Here is a 23,715-nt window from a genome sequence, read left to right as displayed (position 1 = left end):
AAAATTCCTACTTTTACCGCTAAATCTGTATTGAAGATGAAAGGAGACGATTTTAATATCATTTATGAACGGAATTACCGACGGTCATTCCTGTTCACCAAATCATATGTACATGATGACATGGTGGCTGAGGATATCGTAGCTGAATCGCTTGTAAAATATTGGCGACTGGTCTCTGCTGGAGAAAACGAGATAACAGAAGCCTTATTGCTCACGATTTTGAAAAATAAAGCCCTTAACTATTTACGCCATAAAGCCATACATGATGCCGCTATTGAAAATTTAGAGGAAATAAAAAATAGAGAACTAAGCATTAGAATTTCCACACTCGAGGCTTGCGATCCGAAAGAGATCTTCTCTGATGAGGTCAATAGGATCATCCACAAAACTTTAAAAAACTTACCAGAACAAACTCATCGAATATTCGAGATGAGCCGCTTCGAGAATAAAACCGTAAAAGAAATAGCGGATGAGACAAACCTCACCATAAAAGGTGTAGAATACCACATAACCAAGGCTTTAAAAGCTTTGCGTATCAACTTGAAAGACTATCTACCCTTATTTTATTTTCTTTTTTCTTAATTTTTTTCATTTTTCCACTAGGGATTTAGCGCACAGCGTTGTTTTTATAATAGAAAATAAATTAACAGACATTCATGGAGCAATTACTACAACGGTACATAAGAGGTAAGGTTTCCGAAGAAGAGAGACTGAAAGTAGTGTCATGGCTGGACGAAAGTCCTGATAACATGCGTGAATTTCTGGCTTTACGTAAATTATATGATATTTCACTTTGGCATACGGATACAGAGCAAAAAACACTTCATAAAAAATTTATTCCAACAATTCGACGTATCGCAATCGAAACACTAAAAATAGCAGCGATCTTTTTAATTGGAATCTTTGTTACTAAACAATTCGTAGAACAAAAAGTAGAGGATATACAAATACAAACCATCCATGTACCCACAGGTCAGCGAGCTGAGTTAACTTTAGCGGACGGGACACATGTTTGGCTCAACTCTCGCTCGACATTGAAATTTCCTAATAAATTCGGCACAAATAAACGGAACGTAGAACTTAACGGAGAAGGGTATTTTTCTGTACATCATGACAAAAAACGTCCTTTTACCGTACAAACCGAAAAATACGCAATTCATGTATTGGGTACCGAATTTAATGTTAAGGCATATCACAACAGTCCTTTATTTGAGACAGCATTATTAAATGGCAGCGTAGAAATATCTTCCTTAACTATGCCGAAAAGATTACGCCTAAAGCCGAACGAGATGGCGATCGCAAGTCAGGAAGGATTAAATACATCCCATATTCCTGACTACAACTACTTTAAATGGAAAGAGGGATTATTCTGTTTCGAAGACGAGTCGATCCAAAGTTTAATAGAAAAGTTACAGCTTTATTATGATATTAAAATTGATGTTCAACGACCATCCTTACTTCAATACCGTTATTCCGGCAAATTCCGTATCAAAGACGGAATTGACCATGTATTGAAAGTATTACAATTAAAACATAAATTCACTTATACAAAAAATGAAGAGACGAATCTAATCGTGATAAAATAAATATTTAGTCGTTAACCTTTTAAATACAGAATATAGAGAATGAAAACATAACAAACAATTAACAGCACAAATTACACAAAAAGGGAGATGCTGCAACATCCCCCTTCCGTAAGTCAGTACCAGACTTGCGAAAATAAATTCATTTAGTACTAACAAATAAGACATTACAAATGTATGAAAAAAATTTGTAACGGGCATTTTATGTCCCCTTTTAACACAGAAGACAAAACATTTCGAATAATGAGATTAACATTCATTGCATTATTTGTATTCAGTTTCAGCTTACTCGCATCCGTACATTCACAAACGATGCGCATCAATATCAATGCTAATAATGAATCTACGCATTCATTAACAGAACAGATAGAACAGCAAACTGATTATTTATTCATTTATAATACAAATGAAATCGACTTAAACCGTAAAGCATCCGTACACGCTCAAGACCAAACGGTAATGGATGTTTTGTCACAAATTTTCAGAAACACGAATATTGGATATGCGATTGAAGGCAGTAATATCATGTTGATGAAGAAAGATGAAAAAGCAGAACAACAACAGGATAACAATAAGGTCTCAGGAACAATTACAGATAAATCCGGAGAACCTATTATCGGTGCTAACGTCGTTATAAAAGGAACAACTAACGGAACTATTACAGATATAGATGGTAATTATACGTTAGATGTTCCTGTTTCTGCCATCTTGCAGATTTCCTATATCGGATATTTGACACAAGATGTTCCTGTAAATGGGAAACAACAAATCAATATTCGTTTAGTAGAAGATACGCAACAATTAGACGAGGTGGTAGTGGTTGGCTACGGTACACAGAAAAAAGGGGAATTAACTTCATCTATTTCCAGCATAAAAAGTGAAACATTCATTCAAGGTTCAGTGCAAGACGCAGCCCAGTTGCTTCAAGGAAAGGTTGCGGGACTTGGCATTGTCATGCCAAATGGTGATCCGACGTCTTCATCCCAAATTGTATTGCGTGGTATCGGCTCACTAAAAGGAGACCGGGTGCCATTAGTTATTGTCGATGGAGTTCCGGGTGATATGAGCACTGTTGCACCAGAAGATATCGAAAGCATAGATGTTATAAAAGACGGCTCAGCCGCCGCCATTTATGGAACCAGAGGAAATAATGGTGTTATTTTCATCACCACAAAAAAAGTGAAAGGAGAGATACCTGTAACTATTGATATTCAAGCTTATGTCACTACCCAGCAAATCAAAAAAAGATTAGATATGATGGATGCCGATCAATACCGTCAATTAGTAAAACAAGGGAAACCCGGCGCTATTGATTATGGTTACGACACAGATTGGCTAGACCAGATATTAAGGACTCCTATTTCTTACGTAACTAATGCCAGTCTACGCGGAGGTAATCGCAACTCTAATTATATCGCAAACATAAACTATAAGTCTGGCCAAGGCATTATCAAACGCTCAGACAATAGAGTATTAACCACACGATTGGAAATCAACCACTCTATGTGGGATAACTTATTAAAGTTTAATTTAAACATCATGGGTAAAGAACAAAGATATACAGCCTTAGGAGATGGCAAAAGCTTCAATGGGGAAATTTACCGAAATGCGTTAATCAATATTCCAACTGAACGTCCGAAAGACGATAACGGAAACTGGATTGAACATCCGACAATGAACGGATATATGAATCCGGTAGCTGCGCTATATGAAAGTAATGGCGAGAATAAAAGTACCCAATTACGTACATTCGGAACCGTTACATTGACTCCCATGGATGAATTTTTCGTAAAAGCATTAGTGTCGAGAACCTCTTATAATCAAACCCGCGGATATGCTGAAACTAAAAAACACATATCAACTGTCCGCAATGGCAAAAACGGGTTTGCTTCTCGTGGAACAACAGCTTCTATCGATAATCTGTTAGAGATCACAGCCCAATACAAAAATAATTTTGGTGCTCATAATCTTACTGGTTTAGCGGGTTATTCTTATCAAGACAATACCTATGAAAATTATTGGATGCAAAACTGGGATTTTCCATCCGATCAATATAGCTATAATAATATGGGGGCTGGAGCTGCCTTAAAAAGAGGAGAAGTTGAGGAAAAGTCTGAAAAAAACAAGTCTAAGTTAATCGGTGTATTTGCTCGTATCAACTATAGTTTCAATGATCGTTATTTAGCATCTGTCAGTATCCGTCATGAAGGAGCTACACAATTCGGAGCTAATTATAAATGGGGAAATTTTCCTGCCGTATCCGTAGGTTGGAATATACATAATGAGGAATTCATGAGCTCCTTACATTTTATCAGTAGTTTGAAAGCTCGTTTAGGTTTTGGTGTAACGGGTTCCATTCCTGAAGATCCATATATGTCATTAAGCCGCTTGACCAGCGATAAGAATCTCTATACTGGTTCTGGCTGGCTCCCTTCATTAAAACCTTCAAGTAACGCAAATCCAAACCTGCGTTGGGAAAAAAAAGAAGAGTGGAACTTAGGAGTAGACTTCGGCGTTCTTGATAACCGTATCAGTGGATCTATAGACCTTTATAAACGCACGACAAAAGATATGCTATGGAACTATCAAGTAGCCACTCCTCCTTATTTATATCAGGAAATCCTCGCAAACGCAGGAACTATGCAAAATAAAGGACTAGAGATACACCTCAGTGCAATCCCAGTACAAACAAAAGAATTCTCATGGACAACTAGCTTTAATTATTCGACCAACAAAAATAAGTTGGTTGCCTTATCCAACGAGGAATTCCAATTAAAATCCGGTTATATAGAAGATGGCTGGACTGGCGAACCTATCCAACAATATACCCATCGAATATTTGAAGGGGGTGAGGTTGGTAATTTCTACGGTTTTAAAACTATTGATATAGATAGCGAAGGACGTTGGATTATTGAAGATAAAAACGGTAATCCAAAACCGATCTCAGAGCAACAAGCAGAAGATAAAAAAATTATTGGAAATGGCCTGCCCAAACACCTATTAAGCTGGGATAACAGTTTTACCTTCAAAAATTTCGACTTAGGTATAACTATGCGAGGTGCATTCGACTATGACATCCTCAACTACCCCCGCATGTTTTATGAATGTCCTGTAAACTTGACCCGGGGAAATTTGCTTGCCACAGCTTATGAACCGAAGTACGGAAAGACTGTACTAAACGACCAACAGGAACTTCAATATGTTAGCTATTTCATCGAAAGAGGAAACTTTTGGAAAATTGATAATATCACCATTGGTTATACCTTAAAACTTAAGAATGATTATTTAAAAAGGATACGTATATACGCAACCGGTAATAACCTATTCACATTTACAGAATACAGTGGATTAGACCCTGAGGTTAATACGCAAGGACTTAATCCCGGATGTGATGAATTAGGCCGTTACCCTTCTACACGTTCCTTTACTTTAGGCGCAATGTTTACTTTTTAAAATAAATAAACTCATGAATACAATTAAAAAACATATAAATATCTTATTATTAGGTTGCTGTTCATTGAACTTTATTTCCTGCACAGACCTAACCGAAGAAATCTTCTCTGACATTACTGAAGATAGTTATAAATATGAAGCTGGAGACGCAACTAAAGTAGTTGGTGCCGCTTATACCAATCTTCAAGATTGGGGATATTGCGGTTCCGGACAAGCTCCAATGCTGAGTCAAGAAATATGTACCGATGCCGCAGTGTTCCCCGCTAATGGTTCCGGTTGGGATGATGGAGGTGTATTTCGTAGAATGCATCAACATTCATGGAACTCCGAACAATTACAAGTGAATCGTTTATGGGAAGTTTGCTATTCCGGAATTATCTTGGCAAACCGGGCTATCAGCATTATCAACCAAGATGATTTTCCTTTTGCCGCTAATGAAAACAAGGCTGCCATGATCGCTGAATCTCGAGCATTACGTGCTTTCTATTACTGGTACATCATGGATAATTTCGGAGATGCTCCTTTAGTCACGGAACCCACCTCAGAATTACCTGTAAAAACATCCCGGAAGGATCTTTATGATTTTATAGTCAAAGAACTAAAAGAGTCTTTCAGCGATCTCCCAACAGAGAAAAATGAATCTAATTATGGAAGATTCACATTATGGGGAGCTAAAGCCCTCCTCGCTAACGTATATTTGAACGCAGAAGTATATACAGGTGATCCCCAATGGAATGCTTGTATTCAAGAGTGTGATGATATTATTAATTCCGGAAAATACAGTTTAGACATTAATTATAGCGATCCATTTAAGGCACACAATGAAAACTCATTAGAAAATATATTAGTCATTCCTTATGATGAAATATTTGCCACTGGATTTAACTATCATTTAGCCGCCTTACACGGAGCAAACCAAAAAACGTATGATCTAGTTGGAAGCCCTTGGGGAGCTGGGGCCTATAAAGGAATACCTCAATTCATCGACACCTATGATCCAGATGACGAACGTTTAAATGCGACTTGGCTAGGAGGTCCCCAATACGCATCTGACCGGACACCTCTCACAGGCTCTTATGACTTAATGGGACAACCGCTTATCTTCGTCAACAAAATGCCCAACGGAATTTTCACTGGTGAGGCAGAAGGATATCGCTGGTTAAAATATGAGGTTGAGATGGGAGCCAGAAGTGAACTAAATAATGATTTGGTCTTATTCAGACTTACGCAAGTCCATATGATGAAAGCAGAATGCCTTTTACGTACTGGGAAAGCAGATCAAGCAGCGTCTATTGTAAGTATGGTCAGAAAAAGAGCTTTTAAAGAACATCCTGAAAAAGCAATTGTCTCAGGAGCGCAATTACAAGAAAAATCCTGTTATAAATACGGTACGGTAGAAAACTATGTATTAACTTCGCAAAATCAAGTTTATCCGGAAAAATTCGGACGTTTCTATGATGAACTAGGTTGGGAATTCGCTGGAGAATCTTATCGCCGGAGAGATATGATACGTTTCGGTCATTTCACAAAAGCTAAATGGTTATCTCATGAGCCGAATGGAGATTATAAAACGGTATTTCCCTTACCTCAAAAAGTAGTAGATACCAATCCGAATCTGGAACAAAATCCGAATTATCAATAATAACATAGAGGGTATGTCTCTATATTGACATACCCTCCTTTAATCTCAATTTCTAAAGCTATATGAAGCAATACCTTTTACTCGCTGCGTCTGCCTTTCTTTTGCAAGGGTGCCAGACCTCTAAAGAAGATATAAAGGAACAGCCTTTGAAAATGATCGAGCAGATCGATTTCTCTCATGTGAAAATCAATGATAACTTTTGGTCACCCAGACTCAGTAAACATGTCTCGGCGACCTTGCCTGTCTGTATCGATCAAATAGAGAATCAAACCGGGCGTATCCGTAATTTCGAGAATGCAGCGAAAGGGGAAGGAGAGCATTCCGGCATTTTCTTTGATGATTCCGATGTATATAAAGCGTTAGAAGGTATGGCTTATAGCCTGATCAACAATCCGGATCCCGAGCTGGAGAAGAAGGCGGACGAATGGATTGATAAATTCGCTGCCGCCCAACAACCAGATGGCTACATCAATACCTTCTATACACTCACCGGATTGGATAAACGGTGGACCAATATGGACAAACATGAGATGTACTGCGCCGGACATATGATTGAGGCTGGAGTGGCGTATTATCAAGCTACTGGAAAGCGCAAGTTATTAGACGTATGTATCCGCATGACAGATCATATGATGAGCCAATTCGGACCGGGAAAACGGCATTGGGTACCGGGACATGAGGAAATAGAACTGGCGCTTGTCAAGCTTTATCAAACCACCCAAGAGCAGAAATATCTGGATTTCGCTTATTGGCTGCTGGAGGAACGTGGACACGGTCACGGCACTATGGGTGATGAAGGTAAATGGGACCCGGTTTACTATCAAGATATCGTTCCCGTCCGGCAACTTACCGATATCTCCGGGCATGCGGTACGATGTATGTATTTGTATTGCGGTATGGCTGATGTGGCTGCCTTGAAGAATGATACGGGATATATAGCCGCCATAGATCGTCTATGGGATGATGTGGTACACCGCAATATGTATATCACCGGGGGAATCGGTTCATCCCGGGATAACGAAGGGTTTACGGAGGATTACGATTTACCGAACCTAGATGCTTATTGCGAGACTTGCGCTTCTGTCGGAATGGTGCTTTGGAACCAACGTATGAACCAACTTACCGGAGACTCTAAATACATCGACGTACTGGAACGTTCTTTATATAACGGTGCGCTTGCCGGTATCTCCTTGGGTGGAGACCGTTTCTTCTATGTCAATCCGCTGGAATCTAAGGGTGATCACCATAGACAAGAATGGTATGGTTGCGCTTGTTGCCCAAGTCAGCTTTCACGCTTCTTGCCTTCTATCGGAAATTATATCTACGCCTCCTCCGATGATGCGTTATGGGTAAATCTATATATCGGAAATACGGGGCAAATACGGATAGGAGAGACTGATATCCTATTAACACAAGAAACGGACTATCCGTGGGATGGATCGGTAAAACTAACAATTTCTACGTCTCAGCCTTTGGAGAAAGAGATACGCCTCCGCATTCCGAATTGGTGCAAAACCTATGATTTAAGTATCAATGGTAAGAGAATAAACGTGTCTGAGGAAAAAGGCTATGCGGTAATCAAGGATTGGAAATCGCAAGATGTAATCGCTCTAGATATGGATATGCCCGTGGAAATTGTTGCGGCAGATCCGCATGTCAAGGAAAATTTCGGCAAACGGGCGATTCAACGAGGGCCACTTGTATACTGCATGGAAGAAATAGACAACCCGGAATATTTCGATCAAATCCAGTTGAGCCCAAGTACAACATTCCAGACAGCCTTCGTTTCCGATATATTGAATGGGATAAAAACAATTAAAACAAACGGTAGGGCACAATCTGCTACCTTCATTCCCTATTATGCGTGGGATAACCGTAAAGCAGGAAAAATGAGGGTATGGATCCCCTATAACGAATAACTAAAAAAGCATCAAAATGAAGTATTTATTAACGATAACATTATCAAGCCTAATCTCAATTACCTCCTTTTCTGCCACTTTGCCGGGAAATGAAGGTTCTATCAACATTAATTACCCGAACAATCGTTATCCATTAGCCTCTAAGCCTTATATAGAGTTGCCTATTGGGGATGTTAAACCTGCGGGTTGGCTAAAAATCCAAATGGAACGAATGTGTACGGGAATGACCGGCCATCTGGATTCTATCTATACGAAAGTAATGGGACCGCGTAACGGTTGGTTAGGCGGAGATGGAGACGTATGGGAACGAGGCCCATACTGGATAGATGGCTTACTACCTTTGGCTTACATCATGAATGATGAGGCCTTGATCCAAAAAGTAAAGCCTTGGGTTGAATGGACATTGGCCTCTCAAAAGCCTAACGGATATTTCGGGCCAGATACAGACAGAGACTATGAACCCGGCTTACAACGGGATAACGCACAAGATTGGTGGCCCAAAATGGTTATGCTCAAAGTTCTGCAACAATATTATTCCGCTACCAACGATCAAAGAGTTATCTCGTTCCTCACTAATTATTTCAAATACCAGCTTTCTGAACTACCTAAAAGTCCTCTGGGAAAATGGACTTTCTGGGCTGAACAACGAGGAGGGGATAATCTGATGGTCGTATATTGGCTTTATAATATCACGGGGGATCCTTTCCTTCTGGAGTTAGGAGAGTTAATCCATAAGCAAACCTTCAATTGGACCGACGTGTTCTTGAACCAAGATCATTTAGCCCGGCAAAACAGCCTGCATTGTGTAAATCTCGCCCAAGGATTCAAGGAACCTGTCATTTATTACCAACAGAGCCATAATCCTCAAAATCTGGAAGCGGTTAAGGAAGCTGTACGGAAAATGCGCCATACGATTGGTTTTCCTACAGGATTATGGGCGGGAGATGAACTTTTACGTTTCGGTAACCCGACACAAGGATCAGAACTCTGTACCGCTGTCGAGATGATGTTCTCTCTCGAGAAAATGTTAGAGATAACCGGAGATGTCCAGTGGGCTGATCATTTAGAGAAAGTCGCATACAATGTACTGCCAACGCAGATCAAGGATGACTTTTCCGCACGACAATATTATCAGCAAGTCAATCAAATAGCGATCACTTGCGAAGGACGTAACTTTGTCTCACCACACGAGGACACAGACATTGTTTTCGGAGAATTGAGCGGTTATCCTTGTTGTACCTCCAATCTACATCAAGGCTGGCCTAAATTCACACGACATCTATGGTTTGCCACCGCCGATAATGGCATCGCTTCACTTATCTACGCACCATCGGAAGTGACTGCCCAAGTGGGAAACGACATCACGGTTAAAATCGCAGAGAAGACCGATTATCCCTTTGAAGAAAAGATCGATTTCAATTTATCGTTCCCTAGCAAGAAAGACAAGAAAGCCTTTTTCCCTTTTCACTTGCGTATTCCTGCTTGGTGTAATAATCCCGTGATTACGATAAATGGCGAGGCTGTCTCTATCGCAGCTCACTCTGGCGAAATCGTACGAATCAACCGGGAATGGAAAGATGGCGATCATATCCAGCTAGAGCTACCCATGCGTATATCCACAAGCAATTGGTATGACGATGCGGTTGTCATCGAACGAGGCCCATTATTGTATTCCCTAAAGATGGATGAGAAATGGGAACGCAAGGTTGATCAACGCCCGGAGTCTTCACATAAAGGAGAATGGTATTATGAGGTCACCTCTACTTCAGCATGGAATTATTCCCTGATTCGCAAATATCTGAAAGAAGAAGAACTAGAGAAAAATTTCGTCGTTAGAAAGGCAGAGAACATAGCCCCTTACCCATGGAACCTAGAGAATGCCCCTATCACGATCAAAACAAAGGGACGGATCTTACCTTCATGGAAAATGTTCAAAGGTTCCGCCGGCCCCGTAAATTTCTTCATGCAAGCCAACGAACCGATGGGTGATGAAGAGACGATCGAGTTAATCCCTTATGGCTGTACCACTTTACGTATAACCGAATTTCCGGTACGGTAAGAATAATGTGCCAATATGCCAATGCTTATTCTACACAAATAGTATCTGCATTGGCATATTCCCCCATTGGCACATTATTTCAATTCTTCTTCATCGTATAATCCTTCACCCCCAAGGAATCATACGCCTGCAAAAGCGCCTCGTCATTATCAGAGATCATTAACAACTTGTCGTTCTCCTTTAATTCCGTATTTCCTTTCGGGATGAAATAGCGGCCTTCCCGTTTCACCATTACCGCCAAGGTATGATCAGGTAAAGTCAGCTGCATCAATTTATTTCCATGGGATAATACCGCCGGGGTAATATCGATCTCGCTCATAGCGCTCTTGATCTCCTCGGGAAGCTCGATGCCAAACTCATCCTTTCGTTCCGGCTCATCCACCATATCCAGCCATTTTGCGGCTTGAGTAACCGTGGTTCCTTGAATCAGCAAAGAAAGAATCGTGATAAAGAATACGATATTAAAGAACATACCGGCATGCTCGATCCCGGCGATCATCGGGTAAGTAGCGAAAATAATAGGAACCGCCCCGCGTAATCCCACCCATGAGATATACAGTTTACCTTTGAAGGAGAAATTCTTATAAGGTATCAAGCAAAGGAACACGCTAATCGGACGGGCGATCAAGATCATAAAGACTCCCACCATAACACCTACACCCGTCACCGGTAATAACTCATGCGGGTTCACTAGCAAGCCTAACGTAAGGAACATCACGATCTGCCACAACCAAGCGAAACCGTCAAAGAACGTCCCCATACTTTTCTTGTGAACAATCTTAGCGTTACCAACCACCAAACCAGCGATATAAACCGCTAAATAGCCATTACCTTTACATAAGGTCGTAGCGGCGAAGGTGAAGAAAGCCGTAGCCAATAAAAGGATCGGATACAAAGACTCGTTATCTATATCGATCTTATTGATAATCAACACAGCCAGTCTCCCCAATAAGAAACCGGCGATAGCTCCCACCGATAATTGAATGACCAAGGATAGCCCGGCCTCCCAAATATTCATACCTCCGCTTTGTATGTAAGCGATCAGAAGCAAGGTAAGCATATAAGCCATCGGGTCATTACTACCACTCTCCAGTTCCAAGGTAGGACGCAGACGCTCTTTCAAATAAACCCCTTTACTGCGCAAGATGGAGAAAACCGAGGCTGAGTCCGTAGAGGACATGACCGCCGCCAGCAATAAAGATTCCGGGAAAGTCAACGTAACATATTTGCCAAATAAACCAAATAACCAATAGATAAACCCGCCCGTGATAAAAGTCGTGGCCAGCACCCCGAGCGTAGCCAATACCACACCTTGCGAGGCGATAGGTTTGACCTCCGCAACTTTCGTATCCATACCACCCGAGAACAAGATGATACTCAACGCCAACATGCCGATAAACTGGGCCACATTCGGATCGCTGAACTGGATGCCCAGACCATCGCTGCCAAACAACATTCCCACACCAAGGAACAACAACAAAGCGGGTAAGCCGAAACGATAACCGGCCTTACCGGCGAATATACTTAAAAACAGGATCACAGAAGCTATTAATAGCACTTGCTCAGGATTTTGAAACATACGCAAAACGGGTTTTATGATTAGTGATTTGATACTTTGTCACAAAGTTCGTAAACTTTTTGTAATTATAATCACACAAAAAGAAGAAATCCGGTCCCAAATTTACAGGAAGACCAGATTTATTCTTTCTATAGAAAAACAAATCTTTCTTACAAATTGTTCGAGAATTTTTCTATCTCGCATAGAATCATTACTTTTGGCAAACATACATATCCGCTTTATGAACAAAAAACATCTATTTACGCTGTTGTTCACATTACTCGTATGGACGAGCTGTAACAACCAACAACATTTTATTACCGACGCCGCTTACCGAGCTGAGGTCGAGAACGATTTCCAAGCGAAACAGGCCGCCCTGCCTAACGGAGACCTTTTCGCAGTATTTAACGATCAAATGACTCCCGAAGAGAGGGAGGCGTTAACCTTCATGTATGCCTATATGCCGATTGGAGACATCACGGACTATAGTGGCGATTTCTATTTGAAAAACATCCGTTCCTCTTTCCAAGCACGGAATGAGATGCCTTGGGGCGATAGCATCCCAGAGGATATCTTCCACCATTTCGTATTGCCGGTACGAATCAACAATGAGAATCTGGATGAAAGCCGCATGGTTTTCTTTGATGAGTTGAAAGACCGGGTGAAGGGTCTCTCGTTGTACGATGCCGTACTGGAAGTGAATCACTGGTGTCATGAGAAGGTTATCTATACCCCTTCCGATGGGCGCACAAGTTCCCCTTTGGCATCCGTAAAGACCGCTTACGGTCGTTGCGGCGAGGAGTCTACCTTCACGGTAGCCGCTTTACGTTCCGTGGGTATCCCCGCGCGTCAGGTATATACGCCTCGCTGGGCGCATACGGATGATAACCACGCATGGGTAGAAGCTTGGGTGAATGGTAAATGGTATTTCCTCGGCGCTTGCGAGCCCGAACCGGTATTGAATCTGGGTTGGTTCAACGGCCCTGCTTACCGGGGTATGTTGATGCATACGAAAGTATTCGGTAAATACAATGGCCCGGAGGATGTCATGGAACGTACCGATGGGTATACCGAGATCAACGTGATCGATAATTACGCACCTTCGGCTAAAGCTGTTATCACGGTTACGGATGCCAATGGCAAGCCGGTAAAGGACGCTTTGGTAGAATTCAAGATTTATAACTATGCCGAGTTTAACAGTGTAGCCCGCAAGAAGACGGACGCGGATGGCAAATGCTCATTATCCGCCGGAAAAGGGGATATGCTGGTATGGGCCAGCAAAGATGGCAAGTTCGGCTACAGCAAGGTCTCTTTCGGCAAGGACGGAGAGGTTACGATCGCCTTGAATAAGAAACCGGGAGATGTGGAGACGATCGCCCTAGATATCATACCACCGGTGGACGGCTCTATCCCAGCGGAAGTTACACCGGAGCAAAAGGAAGCGAACGCCAAACGCTTATTGGAGGAAGACGCTATCCGTAATAAATATGTAGCCACTTTCTATACGGAAGAGAAAGCGGAGGCTTTAGCGAAAGAATTGGGTATCGACCCGATGAAGACGGAGGATTTCATGATTGGTAGCCGTGGTAACTGGATGGAGATCGAGAAGTTCTTACGGGAGACTCCCGCCGAGAAGCGTGCGCAGGCGATGGCATTATTGGATGTCGTGTCCGCTAAGGACCTACGTGATACACCAGCGTCTGTCTTCGCGGATCATTTGAATAATACGCCGGCCGTTCAAAGCGAATGGTTCAATGAATATATCATGAATCCTCGTGTGGCCAATGAGTTCCTGACTCCTTATAAGAGTTTCTTCGCCGCGAATATTGAGCCTTCCCTTGCGAAACAAGCCGTAGAGAATCCACAGGCATTGGTGGATTGGGTGAAGAATAACGTCTCCATTAACGACGCGCTAAACGCACAACGTATTCCGATCATGCCGATGGGTGTCTGGAAATCTCGTATCGCTGATAAGGGCTCCCGTAATATCTTCTTCGTGGCCGTGGCTCGTAGCTTAGGTATTCCGGCACGTATCGAGCCGGTAGCCCGCAAGATCCAGTACTTCAAGGACAACGCTTGGGTAGACGTCGATTTCGAGGCTGCCGTACAGACGACCGCTAAACAAGGCAAGGTAATCGCTTCTTACCAACCGATCAAGGCGCTGCAGGACCCGAAATATTACAGTCACTTCACGATCGCCAAGGTTTTGCCGAACGGTACTTTACAGACCTTGAATTTCGAGAGAGGCGGTAATGTGGATATGGGCTTGGGAGATACTTGGAGCGGATTACTGAAGAAACCGTTATCCATGGATGAAGGTAATTATATGTTAGTGACCGGTACTCGTATGGCAAACGGTAGCGTATTGGCCGAGATCGAGTTTTTCAATGTGGAGGCAGACAAGACCACCCCGATCCAATTGGAGATGCGCGAAAGCAAGGACGAGATACAGGTGATCGGTAATTTCAACTCCGAGAATAAATTCAAACGTGCGGACAACGGCGAGGAAACTAGCTTGCTAGCTACTACCGGACGTGGCTACTATATCGTAGCGCTTCTAGGCTCCCGCCAAGAACCGACAAACCATGCGATGCGTGATATCGCCGCCGTGAAGAAGGAACTGGAGGATTGGGGACGAGGCATCGTGCTTCTCTTCCCTGACGAGAAGGGCTATAAGAACTTCGATCCGAAAGAGTTCGGCGATTTACCGGGCACGATCACATACGGTCTGGATATCGACGGGGCGATCCAAAAGGAGATGGCTACAGCGATGAAATTGCAAAACGCCAATACCTTGCCGATCTTCTTGATCGCCGATACGTTCAACCGTGTCGTATTTGTCTCTCAAGGCTATACAATTGGCTTGGGCGAGCAGTTAATGAAAGTTATACATAAGCTATAACGAACTCACAAAAAAGTAAAGGAGTTATCTACAACTATAAGGAGGGGCGGTTCTATCTATAAGGGCGCCCCTTTTGTATTAACCTTAATCATTCTGCCAGTGAGATCCTTCTCCCCCATAATTTCTATATAACCAATATCCTTTTTAGGGACAAGCAAGTCTTTCAAAAAAGTACCGTCATACAAGATTTCCAATAAAGGGGTCATAGGTAAAGGTGAGATTTGATATTGGCACGCTGGATCAAAATATAAATGGAAATATAAAATAACCGCCAGTTCGTTCAGTATATAAAGAGAAGCTAGATCATAATCAGAAGAGTCGATCCTTGCAAAACGAAAACCTTCCGGCAACCGCCTGTTACGTTCTAGAATCTGCTTGATAACTTCCCGCCGAAAAAGGATTTCAGTTCCATATAATAATCTAAGTCTTTGCAATAAAGTCTTGAATCGAGGCTCTAAGGCTACCGCTTTCCAAGAAAGCAATCGAACATTGTCATAGTCACCTTTCTTGATAACCCTTTCTATGAATCGATACTTTATATCGCCTATTTGCAAAGCTTTCGCACAAGCCTCTTTTCGTTCCAAACCTTTAGAAGCCATAAAAGTGTACATTTGTATCTCATCGGCTATTAATACATAAACAGATTTGACATTTGCCTTGCACCAATCAAACAGAGCAACCAAAGTCTTCTCTGAAAATAAACGAGAGCAAATACTCACTCCTAAAAAAGCATTCGATTCCGAATACGGATATATTCGTTCTATATAGCAAGACTCCAATCGTCGCTCATACAAGAGGCTCATAAGTATTTCTTTTAATCCACTCTCCTAAAACAAGAGGGAACATAACAACCACTGATTCAAAAATAAATATCAATACACTTTGCTGCATCGGAACACAAGCTTTCTCGAATACTTCAGATCCATCAACAAGAAAATAGTTATACAAATAAAATGCATCAACAAGAAAAAAGAACAAAAAAACAACCGGCAGCAAATAATAAGAAATGGAGACAAGCCTATATAAAAAATAATAGTTAAACAGTTTCTTACAAGAAGACCGCTTCATAAAATCCCCCAAACAACTGCAATCCGAAAGCCCATCTAAGGGCTGTTTTTCAAGGTATTCCCTTACTTTTCGCATATTCGTAGATTTCATCCATTTACATAACAATAGGAATCCTCCTAAAGCTGAAACCATTAGTTCGAAAATCTCACCTTTTGTTAACTCCAGTATCATAACCCTCTCCTTTCTTAATAAAAAACCAAGGTATCGCAGAAACCAGAATCGAAACAAGTGGAGCCGACAGATAAACGTATTCCACCGGATGAAAAAGCATCCACACCATCATGCATACAGAAGCCAAGAAACCAGCAGAAAGAGAGAATATCGCATACTTTCTCATCCGTACACAATCCTTACGGAATATCGCCACGCAAATCGGTATAAGCAATATGATCTGAGCACTATAAACTAAAAAAAACAAATCCAGAACACCCGGTATCACAATACTAACCAAGTAAATGAACAAAGGGCTGATAAGTCCGAATAAATAAACCATTTTCCTTCCATAGCGCAATAAACCCTTCATTTTCTCCGGGTCATTTGTATCTTCTATCGTCTTCAATGAATGTGAAGGATACAATATATCAAAAACAAAAGTCTGTATAGAAGCAATCAATAATGTATCTGCCGTAGACACTAATGCGGCAAAGCAGCCCGCCGCAAACAGAGCAAACGCCCAAGGTTCTTGGAGATAACTCAATAGCAAGGAACCGTAATCATTATTCGAAGGAGCCGTAAAGTCCGGAAAATAATTCAGTAAAACACCCAATGAAATCAACACACACCAAGAGATTCCAATTGAGTAAATAGATTGTGACAATCCTTTCTTTATATCCTTTTGGTCTCGCATGGAACAGACTCGTTGCCAAACGGACATATCGATCAACTGCCAAGGTACATTCACCACAATTAATGAAAGGACAAATAACACTGATAAGTTTGAAAATCCCCAATGGTCCGAAGCCAATGTCTCAAGACTCAATACATTCTCATTATGAGATATTAAGAATCCAAAAACGGCAGCAATCCCGACGTATGAAAACCACAATTGCATCTTTTCCGTATCAATAACAGCCTTAAAACCTCCTAGTGCAGTATACGTACACACTACCAGACTCAAACCCAAGATAATATAAATAGAGGAGACATTAGGGAAAAGGACTTTAGCGATCTTTATCCCAACCAAGATTTCTATACCATAGGTACCCAAGAATCCGATGATCGATAACAAAGAAGCGAAATAACCGATAAATCGGCTATCATAACGATTGGCCAAGAAGCCATGCAATGTTCTCTTTTCCGAATTTTCTATACGAGGAAATACCTTATACAAGATAAAGAAACCCAGCAGCCATGTCAAAGGAGAGATAAAAGCGGCAAGCTTATAAGAATATCCAAAGCTCAAAAACGCAAAGATAGCAGAACCTACACTGATATTCGATGCGGTCAAAGAATCCCTCAACTTCTCTGATGACATTCCTTCCGGATACCAGAAGAAATCACTTGGTTTATTTATCCCCCTAAAGACCCGGAAACCTATCCATAAAGACCATATCACAGGGATAGAAACAAAAAGGTACCACCAACTAAACTGCATATCCTTTAATTTTTAGATTAACAATACAACATATGGAATAAAGTCTTGGCGGCATATACAATGCCAACCAAGACTTATTCTTACCGCCCTCTCTCCTCACGGAGGTAACGACGGATGAACTTTAATTTATTACTTTAGTATTAATATTAATCCATTCCCGCTTGTTCATCCATCACGGAGTACTTGGTTACCCGCACGGGAATGTATTTTCGATTTATTTTATTTCTTTATAAATCTTATTTTACGATAGCCTTAACAGCTTCCTCGCCATCAACAGCTACCGCTACGATACCCGCAGGTACAGCGATTGTAGCGTTATCAGATGTAAGAACAGTCTCTGCGACTACCTTACCTAAGATGTTCGTGATAACTACTGACTTACCGGCTGCACCTTGAACAGTTACAGTACCGTTGCCAGCGATGATAGATACACCTTCAGCGTTAGCGCCTTCGATAGATGTTACCATATCCTCAGCGTCAGTCTTTTGGTATGCGTTGAAGATCAAAGCACCGTCAGAGCCAGTCTTAGCTGCGCTAAACTCTGAATCACCACGAGTCAATACCAAGCAACCATTCTGCATCTTCAACCATGCGGCGTAAGAAGGAGCGATTGAACCGGCAACGGTTTTATCGAAGCCCTTAGTAGCCTTACCAGTAGAAGCAACGCCTGCCTCGTTATAGATGTTCGACTCGAACAAGAATTCGTTATCAGCACCCTCTTCCGTTACAGCACCAGCCTTATCCGGGTTTACATAGCGGAATGACCAAGTTACGTTCTTGTGGTTGTCACCCTGTAAATTCACGATAAAGTTCTCGCTCTTGCTCTTCTTATAAGCATTGATGATCGTAGCTGTATCCAATGTAGCCGGATCCATGTTCTCAAAACCTTGTGTCAAGACGAACAAGCTGTCACCAGCGTGGATTGCCTTAACAAAACCTACGCGAGTATAACCACCATCGATATCCATATACGGAACCTTCAATTCATGGCCCTTAATAAGGGCAGAGTCGCCAAAGCTTACCAAATACTTACCGTAGTCGAAGCCTGAATGACCTTGAGTTGCATGAGAGCAATGCGCTGCGTCAACAGGATTACCAGCGTTATCAAAATGATTATGCTCATACGTACAAGGAATACCCGGAGTACCGGCTTGATCATTGCGAGCGACAGAGATCAAATATTGCGGCTTGATATCGCCATTACCACGGTTAACCCAAGCAGTATCAACGATGAATCCTAATTTACCGTCAGCTTTCTCCTTATTCCAGATACCAGCGTAATCTACATTCTTGTCTGTCAAGTTCTTGTTCCACTCATCCATCAAGTATTCCTTACGGATCTTCTCTACGAAGAACAAGCTATCAGCGGTTTCACTCTCGCCTAACGCAGCGTTGTTGAAACGACGGTACAATGGAGAGTCGTCTTTTGATACGGCGAATGCAGAGGTACGGATCTCTGAATAGAACTTATCATTTAAAGTACCCTCAGTCAAATCAAGAGTATTGTCGTCAACAGATACTTTTACAGATGCATAGTCCCAAGAATTTGAACGAGAAATCGAATTGAATGCTTTTTGTAATGATACAACGCCATCCTTTGCTTTATAAGCATATACATCACCAATTTCACTACCATCCACAATCAAACGATTACCATCCTTATCATAATATGGAGCGCTCGCAATATTACCATTTGCATCGGCGTAATATTTTACTGTGACGGTGGAACCATCCGGTTGCTCATAACTACGAGTTACCTCCTTTGTATTCAGTGCAGCAAAAGTCTTAGCATCAGCAACCTTTTTACCATTTTCCGAAGCAGGGTACCAAGATAATGCGATATCATTGTTACCTTCTTTAACCAATACCTCAGAACGCAAATTAGCTTCTACCAAAGTATAATAATGAGTACCGTCAATGCAATTGTTCTCTTTCAAGAAGAAAGGAGTCGGAACTGATTTCATCATATACTTATTCGCTACACCGTCGAATGAGATATAACGACCTTTTCCGTCAGAAACATAGTAAGCGTTTCTTACCAAACCATCCTTATAACCATATTTGTCATCCTTTGCGATCAAAGTCAAACGGAAGTTCGCTTTCTCTCCATTCTCGTCTACACGAACAATAGAGTCTTTTCCTGCCGGAGTATACAGATATTTATTCAACGCCAGCCCATGCAAATAGTTGAACAAATATGTCTGAACAGAAGCTTCTTCAGCCGTTACATACTTATAACCTAATTTTGTATCCTTAACCAATGCCTCATCAACTTTGATAAAACTCAAAGTATCAGCTACACTACCATTGAAATAGAATACATCATCACTACCTTCCACCGCATAGAATTGAGTCATTTGAGACGGAAGAACACTTGTATTAGAAACATCACTGAACTCACGATTATCAATCGTAACCATAGCAGTAGAAGAAGTGCCATTCTTATCCACTACCCATTGAGCGGCAGGCATATGCTTGAACTCTTGGTTACGAGCCAAATTAGCCCAACCCAAGTTTCCTGCTAAGTTTGCCAAAGCATATAAACCATTTTGTTTGATTTTCGGATTTCCTGCCGAGGCCTTGTACTGTACCAAATATACGCCATCAGGGATCGTAGTAAGCGTCAATCCGGAGAAGTTCGTGCCAAGCTTGACAACTGTTTTCTGAACATTAGCCATAGCTACAGGTGCAGAAGTACCAGTTAGATCTGTCTCATCCGTATTGATAGTCAAGACATTCGTTCCAGCCAATCTAGCCATGTAGATAAACTTATCAGTTTTGGTCGCTAACGTACGAGGGTTTTCTTCATCTTGAATGCTCCAGTAAGAATTGTTGTTATTCTCTTTGATATACTTAGCAAAGTCCGCATCAGTCTCACCTGCATTTTTCGTAAGCTTATAAGCTACCTTCTGAACTTGAATATATAATTCATCTTTAGCTGCGTTATAAGTAAACTTAAAGTAATAAGAACCTTCTTCACGATTGTCCGCTTTGAAAGCATCGTAATTAAGTTGCAAGAACTTACTAGTCTCAGTACCATCATAATAAGCGGTATCAACGACAACATAGGCATCTTGATCCTCACCATCAACCTTCACTTTTTTATCTTTGGCTTGTAAAGTTACCCAATTACCAGCACCACTTACGTCCGTAGCCTTAAGAGGAGTGTCTGTCAACCGATTTGCTTTGCCAGTAGAGACACTAGGGTTCATATTCAAACCAAAGAAAGTAGCAGTAGGAACTGATTGCAATAACGTGTTCAAGTCAGCTGCATCCAAAATCATTGATTCAGGAAAATTCTTAGCAGAGGACAGATCAATAGCTTTAGATGAGCCTAATTTAGCTTTTGTTGTTTTTTCCAAATAAAGATCACCTCCGTTCTTTGCGATATAAACAACAGAGTCTCCCGTGAAATAAGAAACCAACTTATCACCTTCAGCCACCCACTCTGATGCGGTACCGCCCAAAGTCAAAGCTTTCGCACCGACACCAGCCTTATCTGCATCAATAGCTATGGTAGGATCAACAGCAAGCGTTAAACCTGTAGCTTTATTCTCAAAAGAATAAATATCTCTACCTAGAGTGTTCTTCTTTGCAGAAACAGTCCAAGTAGCACCATTTAAGCCCTTTAATTCCCAATCATTAAGATCGACAGGAGTATTGGTTAGGCCCAATTTCCCAAAGTTAGTCCCCGTTAAAGCTGACAAATTATCAGTGCCAGACTTCAACAAGATCGCATCCCCTTTTTTAGCGTCTACAGCTGCCCCTGCCGAGAAAGCAGTCGCAAGCATGGCACTAGCCAAAAGCATAGTAAACTTCTTGTTCATAATTTAAAATTTAATATTAATAATAGTGTTAATTAAGCACTTACCTTCTTCTCGATGGCTAATCGTCATTAGTAAACGACTAGTCTAAACGATCGTCTAAATCTTGCGTTTTTTTAGTGTCGGAACAGGAGGTTTGTTGAAGGAATCGGTTGTTTCGTAAAGGATAACCTATCCTATTGATAAGAAAGAGGATAAGTGATAAAAAAATAGCCCGGAAGGGTTGCAGGTATCGAAGAAACGCGTACCTTTGCAAATGACTAAAAGAATCGATCGTTTAAACTAGTCGTTTCTACCTATTATATAATGTACGCATGTACATTATACATGGCATCCATCCATAACCGCATAATAAATATAAAATACAAATATTCACATGGTGATCATAGCGAATACCACAAACATATAATTCAAGGCTTGTCTAGTGAATAACGGGGCAGTAGAAACTCAGTCGGGATAGGCGTATCTGTTAGTCATGCGAAATAGGAAGAACTTCGGGCAGTAGCCAATCTTATTTTTTAATACAAAAACAAGGAATCTTAGTTTCATTGAGAAAGTATCCTAAGTTCATTGGCGAAGTATCTTAGGTGCATGGGGCGATGAAACTAAGATACTTTCTTCATGCGCACCTTGTGTGAGTATCGGTGTCGCCATATTACTCACGATACCTAACGGCACTATTGGCGTTGCCTTACACCACCTATCACCATTATATCCCCAAAAAACACGTACGAGTTTTTCCAAAAACATGTACGTGTTTTCTGGAAAAGACGTACGTGTTTTTTTAAAAGCCAAAACTATGCCTTTCGTATTAAGAAACATATGGATACTTTAGACAGAATTCCCTTATTTTTCCCGTTCTTCCCAATCAAGGATTCATCTCTCAAAAAAATAATATCTTTGATTAAACCTTTTTACGAAAGGGGAGTCTAAACTTGCGTTTAGTTATATATTTTGGAGTAACGAGTGTAAATTATCAGTAAATACCATACGAGAACATGATGACAAAGAGAGCGAAATGGGGAGTTACGGCGGCTATCTTATTAATGATAGCGGGAATGATCGCTTACCCTCAATTGAAAAACAAGTTCAAGGCATCCCAAGATGCCGCTTCCGTCGTACCCACATCGGGCACGAGCCTGCGAAACCAGACACTTAACATCAACGCCGAGGTATTAAAATACCAATCATTAACCGATAAGATCATGAGTACCGGGAGTACCCTTCCGGACGAAGAGGTGGATTTGGCTTTCGAGTCCTCCGGTAAGGTGGTAGCAATCTATTTCACGGAAGGTACCCACGTAAAGGCGGGCGATCTGTTGGCCAAAATCAATGACAAGCCGCTGCAAGCCCAGCTAAAGAAGCTGGAGGCTCAAGTCCCTTTAGCCAAGGATCGTGTCTATCGCCAACGTACCTTGTTGGAGAAAGACGCCGTCAGCCAAGAAGCCTACGAGCAAGTAGCCACCGAATACGAGAAGCTAATGGCAGATATCGAGCTGGTCAAAGCGAATATCGCCCAGACAGAGCTTCGGGCTCCTTTCGACGGGATCATCGGACTTCGCTTCGTGAGTGAGGGCGCGTACGTTACCTCCTCCTCTTCCGTAATCGCCAAGTTGACCAAGATATCCCCTTTGAAAATCGAGTTCTCCATCCCCGAGAGCTACGCGGCCGAGGTACAAGACGGAACCCCGATCCTGTTCCGCATGGAGAAAGACGGTATGATGCAGAACTATAAGGCGACCGTTTACGCCGTGGAAAGCAAGGTAGACATGGCGACTCGTACCTTGAAAGTACGTGCCACTTACCCGAATCCGGGCGAGAATATCTTACCCGGCCGTTATACCTCCGTCGAGATCAGCAAGCGGGAGATCAAGGACGCTTTAGCCATCCCCAGCGAGGCCGTTATCCCCGAGATGGGAAAAGACATCGTTTACTTATATAAGAACGGCGTGGCCGAGCCTCAAGAGATCACGATCGGTATTCGAACCGAGAGCCGTGTACAGGTATTGCAAGGGTTGAATGTGGGCGATACGCTGATCACGTCCGGCGTGATGCAGTTACGTACCGGCATGAAAGTTTCTATTGATAACTTGACTGAATAAGGAGAAGAACG

At 41.8% G+C, this 23,715-nt stretch carries 13 protein-coding genes; 8 read left to right on the top strand and 5 right to left on the bottom strand.

Annotation, left to right across the window (positions count from 1 at the left end):
- Positions 1–36 precede the first annotated feature (36 nt).
- The 6 genes from DWY79_RS08700 (at position 37) to DWY79_RS08675 (ending at position 10,656) form a co-directional block, all read left to right on the top strand.
- Complete coding sequence (locus tag DWY79_RS08700; protein ID WP_005867296.1) at positions 37–582, top strand: RNA polymerase sigma-70 factor; 546 nt, start codon at positions 37–39, stop codon at positions 580–582.
- Between the two features lie 74 nt (positions 583–656).
- Positions 657–1,586: a FecR family protein gene (locus DWY79_RS08695; RefSeq protein WP_008772924.1), complete on the top strand. Its 930-nt coding sequence runs from the start codon at positions 657–659 to the stop codon at positions 1,584–1,586.
- A 240-nt stretch (positions 1,587–1,826) separates the two neighbouring features.
- The gene (locus DWY79_RS08690) at positions 1,827–5,036 is read left to right on the top strand and encodes a TonB-dependent receptor (RefSeq protein WP_122369226.1); all 3,210 of its coding nucleotides are present in this window, start codon (positions 1,827–1,829) and stop codon (positions 5,034–5,036) included.
- Positions 5,037–5,049: 13 nt separating this feature from the next.
- Positions 5,050–6,678, top strand: a complete 1,629-nt coding sequence (locus tag DWY79_RS08685) for a RagB/SusD family nutrient uptake outer membrane protein (RefSeq protein ID WP_005863235.1) — start codon at positions 5,050–5,052, stop codon at positions 6,676–6,678.
- A gap of 62 nt (positions 6,679–6,740) precedes the next feature.
- A complete protein-coding gene (locus DWY79_RS08680) occupies positions 6,741–8,597 on the top strand; it encodes a glycoside hydrolase family 127 protein (RefSeq protein ID WP_122369208.1) in 1,857 nt (618 codons plus the stop codon).
- Positions 8,598–8,613: 16 nt separating this feature from the next.
- Positions 8,614–10,656, top strand: coding sequence for a beta-L-arabinofuranosidase domain-containing protein (locus tag DWY79_RS08675; RefSeq protein WP_009016561.1), 2,043 nt, complete (start codon positions 8,614–8,616; stop codon positions 10,654–10,656).
- A 79-nt stretch (positions 10,657–10,735) separates the two neighbouring features.
- Here the strand turns inward: DWY79_RS08675 and DWY79_RS08670 are convergent, their stop codons facing one another.
- Positions 10,736–12,235, bottom strand: coding sequence for a potassium/proton antiporter (locus DWY79_RS08670; RefSeq protein ID WP_005863241.1), 1,500 nt, complete (start codon positions 12,233–12,235; stop codon positions 10,736–10,738).
- A 220-nt stretch (positions 12,236–12,455) separates the two neighbouring features.
- On the opposite strand from DWY79_RS08670, the gene DWY79_RS08665 reads away from it, so the two are divergent.
- On the top strand, positions 12,456–15,116 hold the full coding sequence (locus tag DWY79_RS08665; protein ID WP_227793814.1) for a transglutaminase domain-containing protein: 2,661 nt from the start codon (positions 12,456–12,458) through the stop codon (positions 15,114–15,116).
- Between the two features lie 56 nt (positions 15,117–15,172).
- Here DWY79_RS08665 and DWY79_RS08660 read toward each other — a convergent pair whose 3' ends face one another.
- The 4 genes from DWY79_RS08660 to DWY79_RS08645 all read right to left on the bottom strand — a co-directional run bounded on the left by DWY79_RS08660 (position 15,173) and on the right by DWY79_RS08645 (position 21,605).
- A complete protein-coding gene (locus tag DWY79_RS08660; protein ID WP_122143846.1) occupies positions 15,173–15,919 on the bottom strand; it encodes a tRNA-dependent cyclodipeptide synthase in 747 nt (248 codons plus the stop codon).
- Positions 15,903–16,355 (bottom strand): hypothetical protein, encoded by a 453-nt coding sequence (locus tag DWY79_RS08655; protein ID WP_005863247.1) that lies wholly within the window; start codon positions 16,353–16,355, stop codon positions 15,903–15,905. The genes DWY79_RS08660 and DWY79_RS08655 overlap by 17 nt, the downstream gene beginning before the upstream one ends.
- Complete coding sequence (locus tag DWY79_RS08650) at positions 16,330–17,778, bottom strand: sodium:solute symporter (protein WP_122143845.1); 1,449 nt, start codon at positions 17,776–17,778, stop codon at positions 16,330–16,332. The genes DWY79_RS08655 and DWY79_RS08650 overlap by 26 nt, the downstream gene beginning before the upstream one ends.
- Positions 17,779–18,014: 236 nt before the next feature.
- On the bottom strand, positions 18,015–21,605 hold the full coding sequence (locus DWY79_RS08645) for a DUF6383 domain-containing protein (RefSeq protein WP_122143844.1): 3,591 nt from the start codon (positions 21,603–21,605) through the stop codon (positions 18,015–18,017).
- 998 nt (positions 21,606–22,603) lie between these two features.
- On the opposite strand from DWY79_RS08645, the gene DWY79_RS08640 reads away from it, so the two are divergent.
- On the top strand, positions 22,604–23,704 hold the full coding sequence (locus DWY79_RS08640; RefSeq protein WP_199705205.1) for an efflux RND transporter periplasmic adaptor subunit: 1,101 nt from the start codon (positions 22,604–22,606) through the stop codon (positions 23,702–23,704).
- Positions 23,705–23,715 lie beyond the last annotated feature (11 nt).

This window comes from Parabacteroides sp. AF27-14, assembly GCF_003635425.1.
Taxonomy (GTDB): domain Bacteria; phylum Bacteroidota; class Bacteroidia; order Bacteroidales; family Tannerellaceae; genus Parabacteroides; species Parabacteroides distasonis.
Note: the sequence above shows the minus strand (reverse complement) of the source record. Positions and strands in the feature narration are given on the sequence as shown.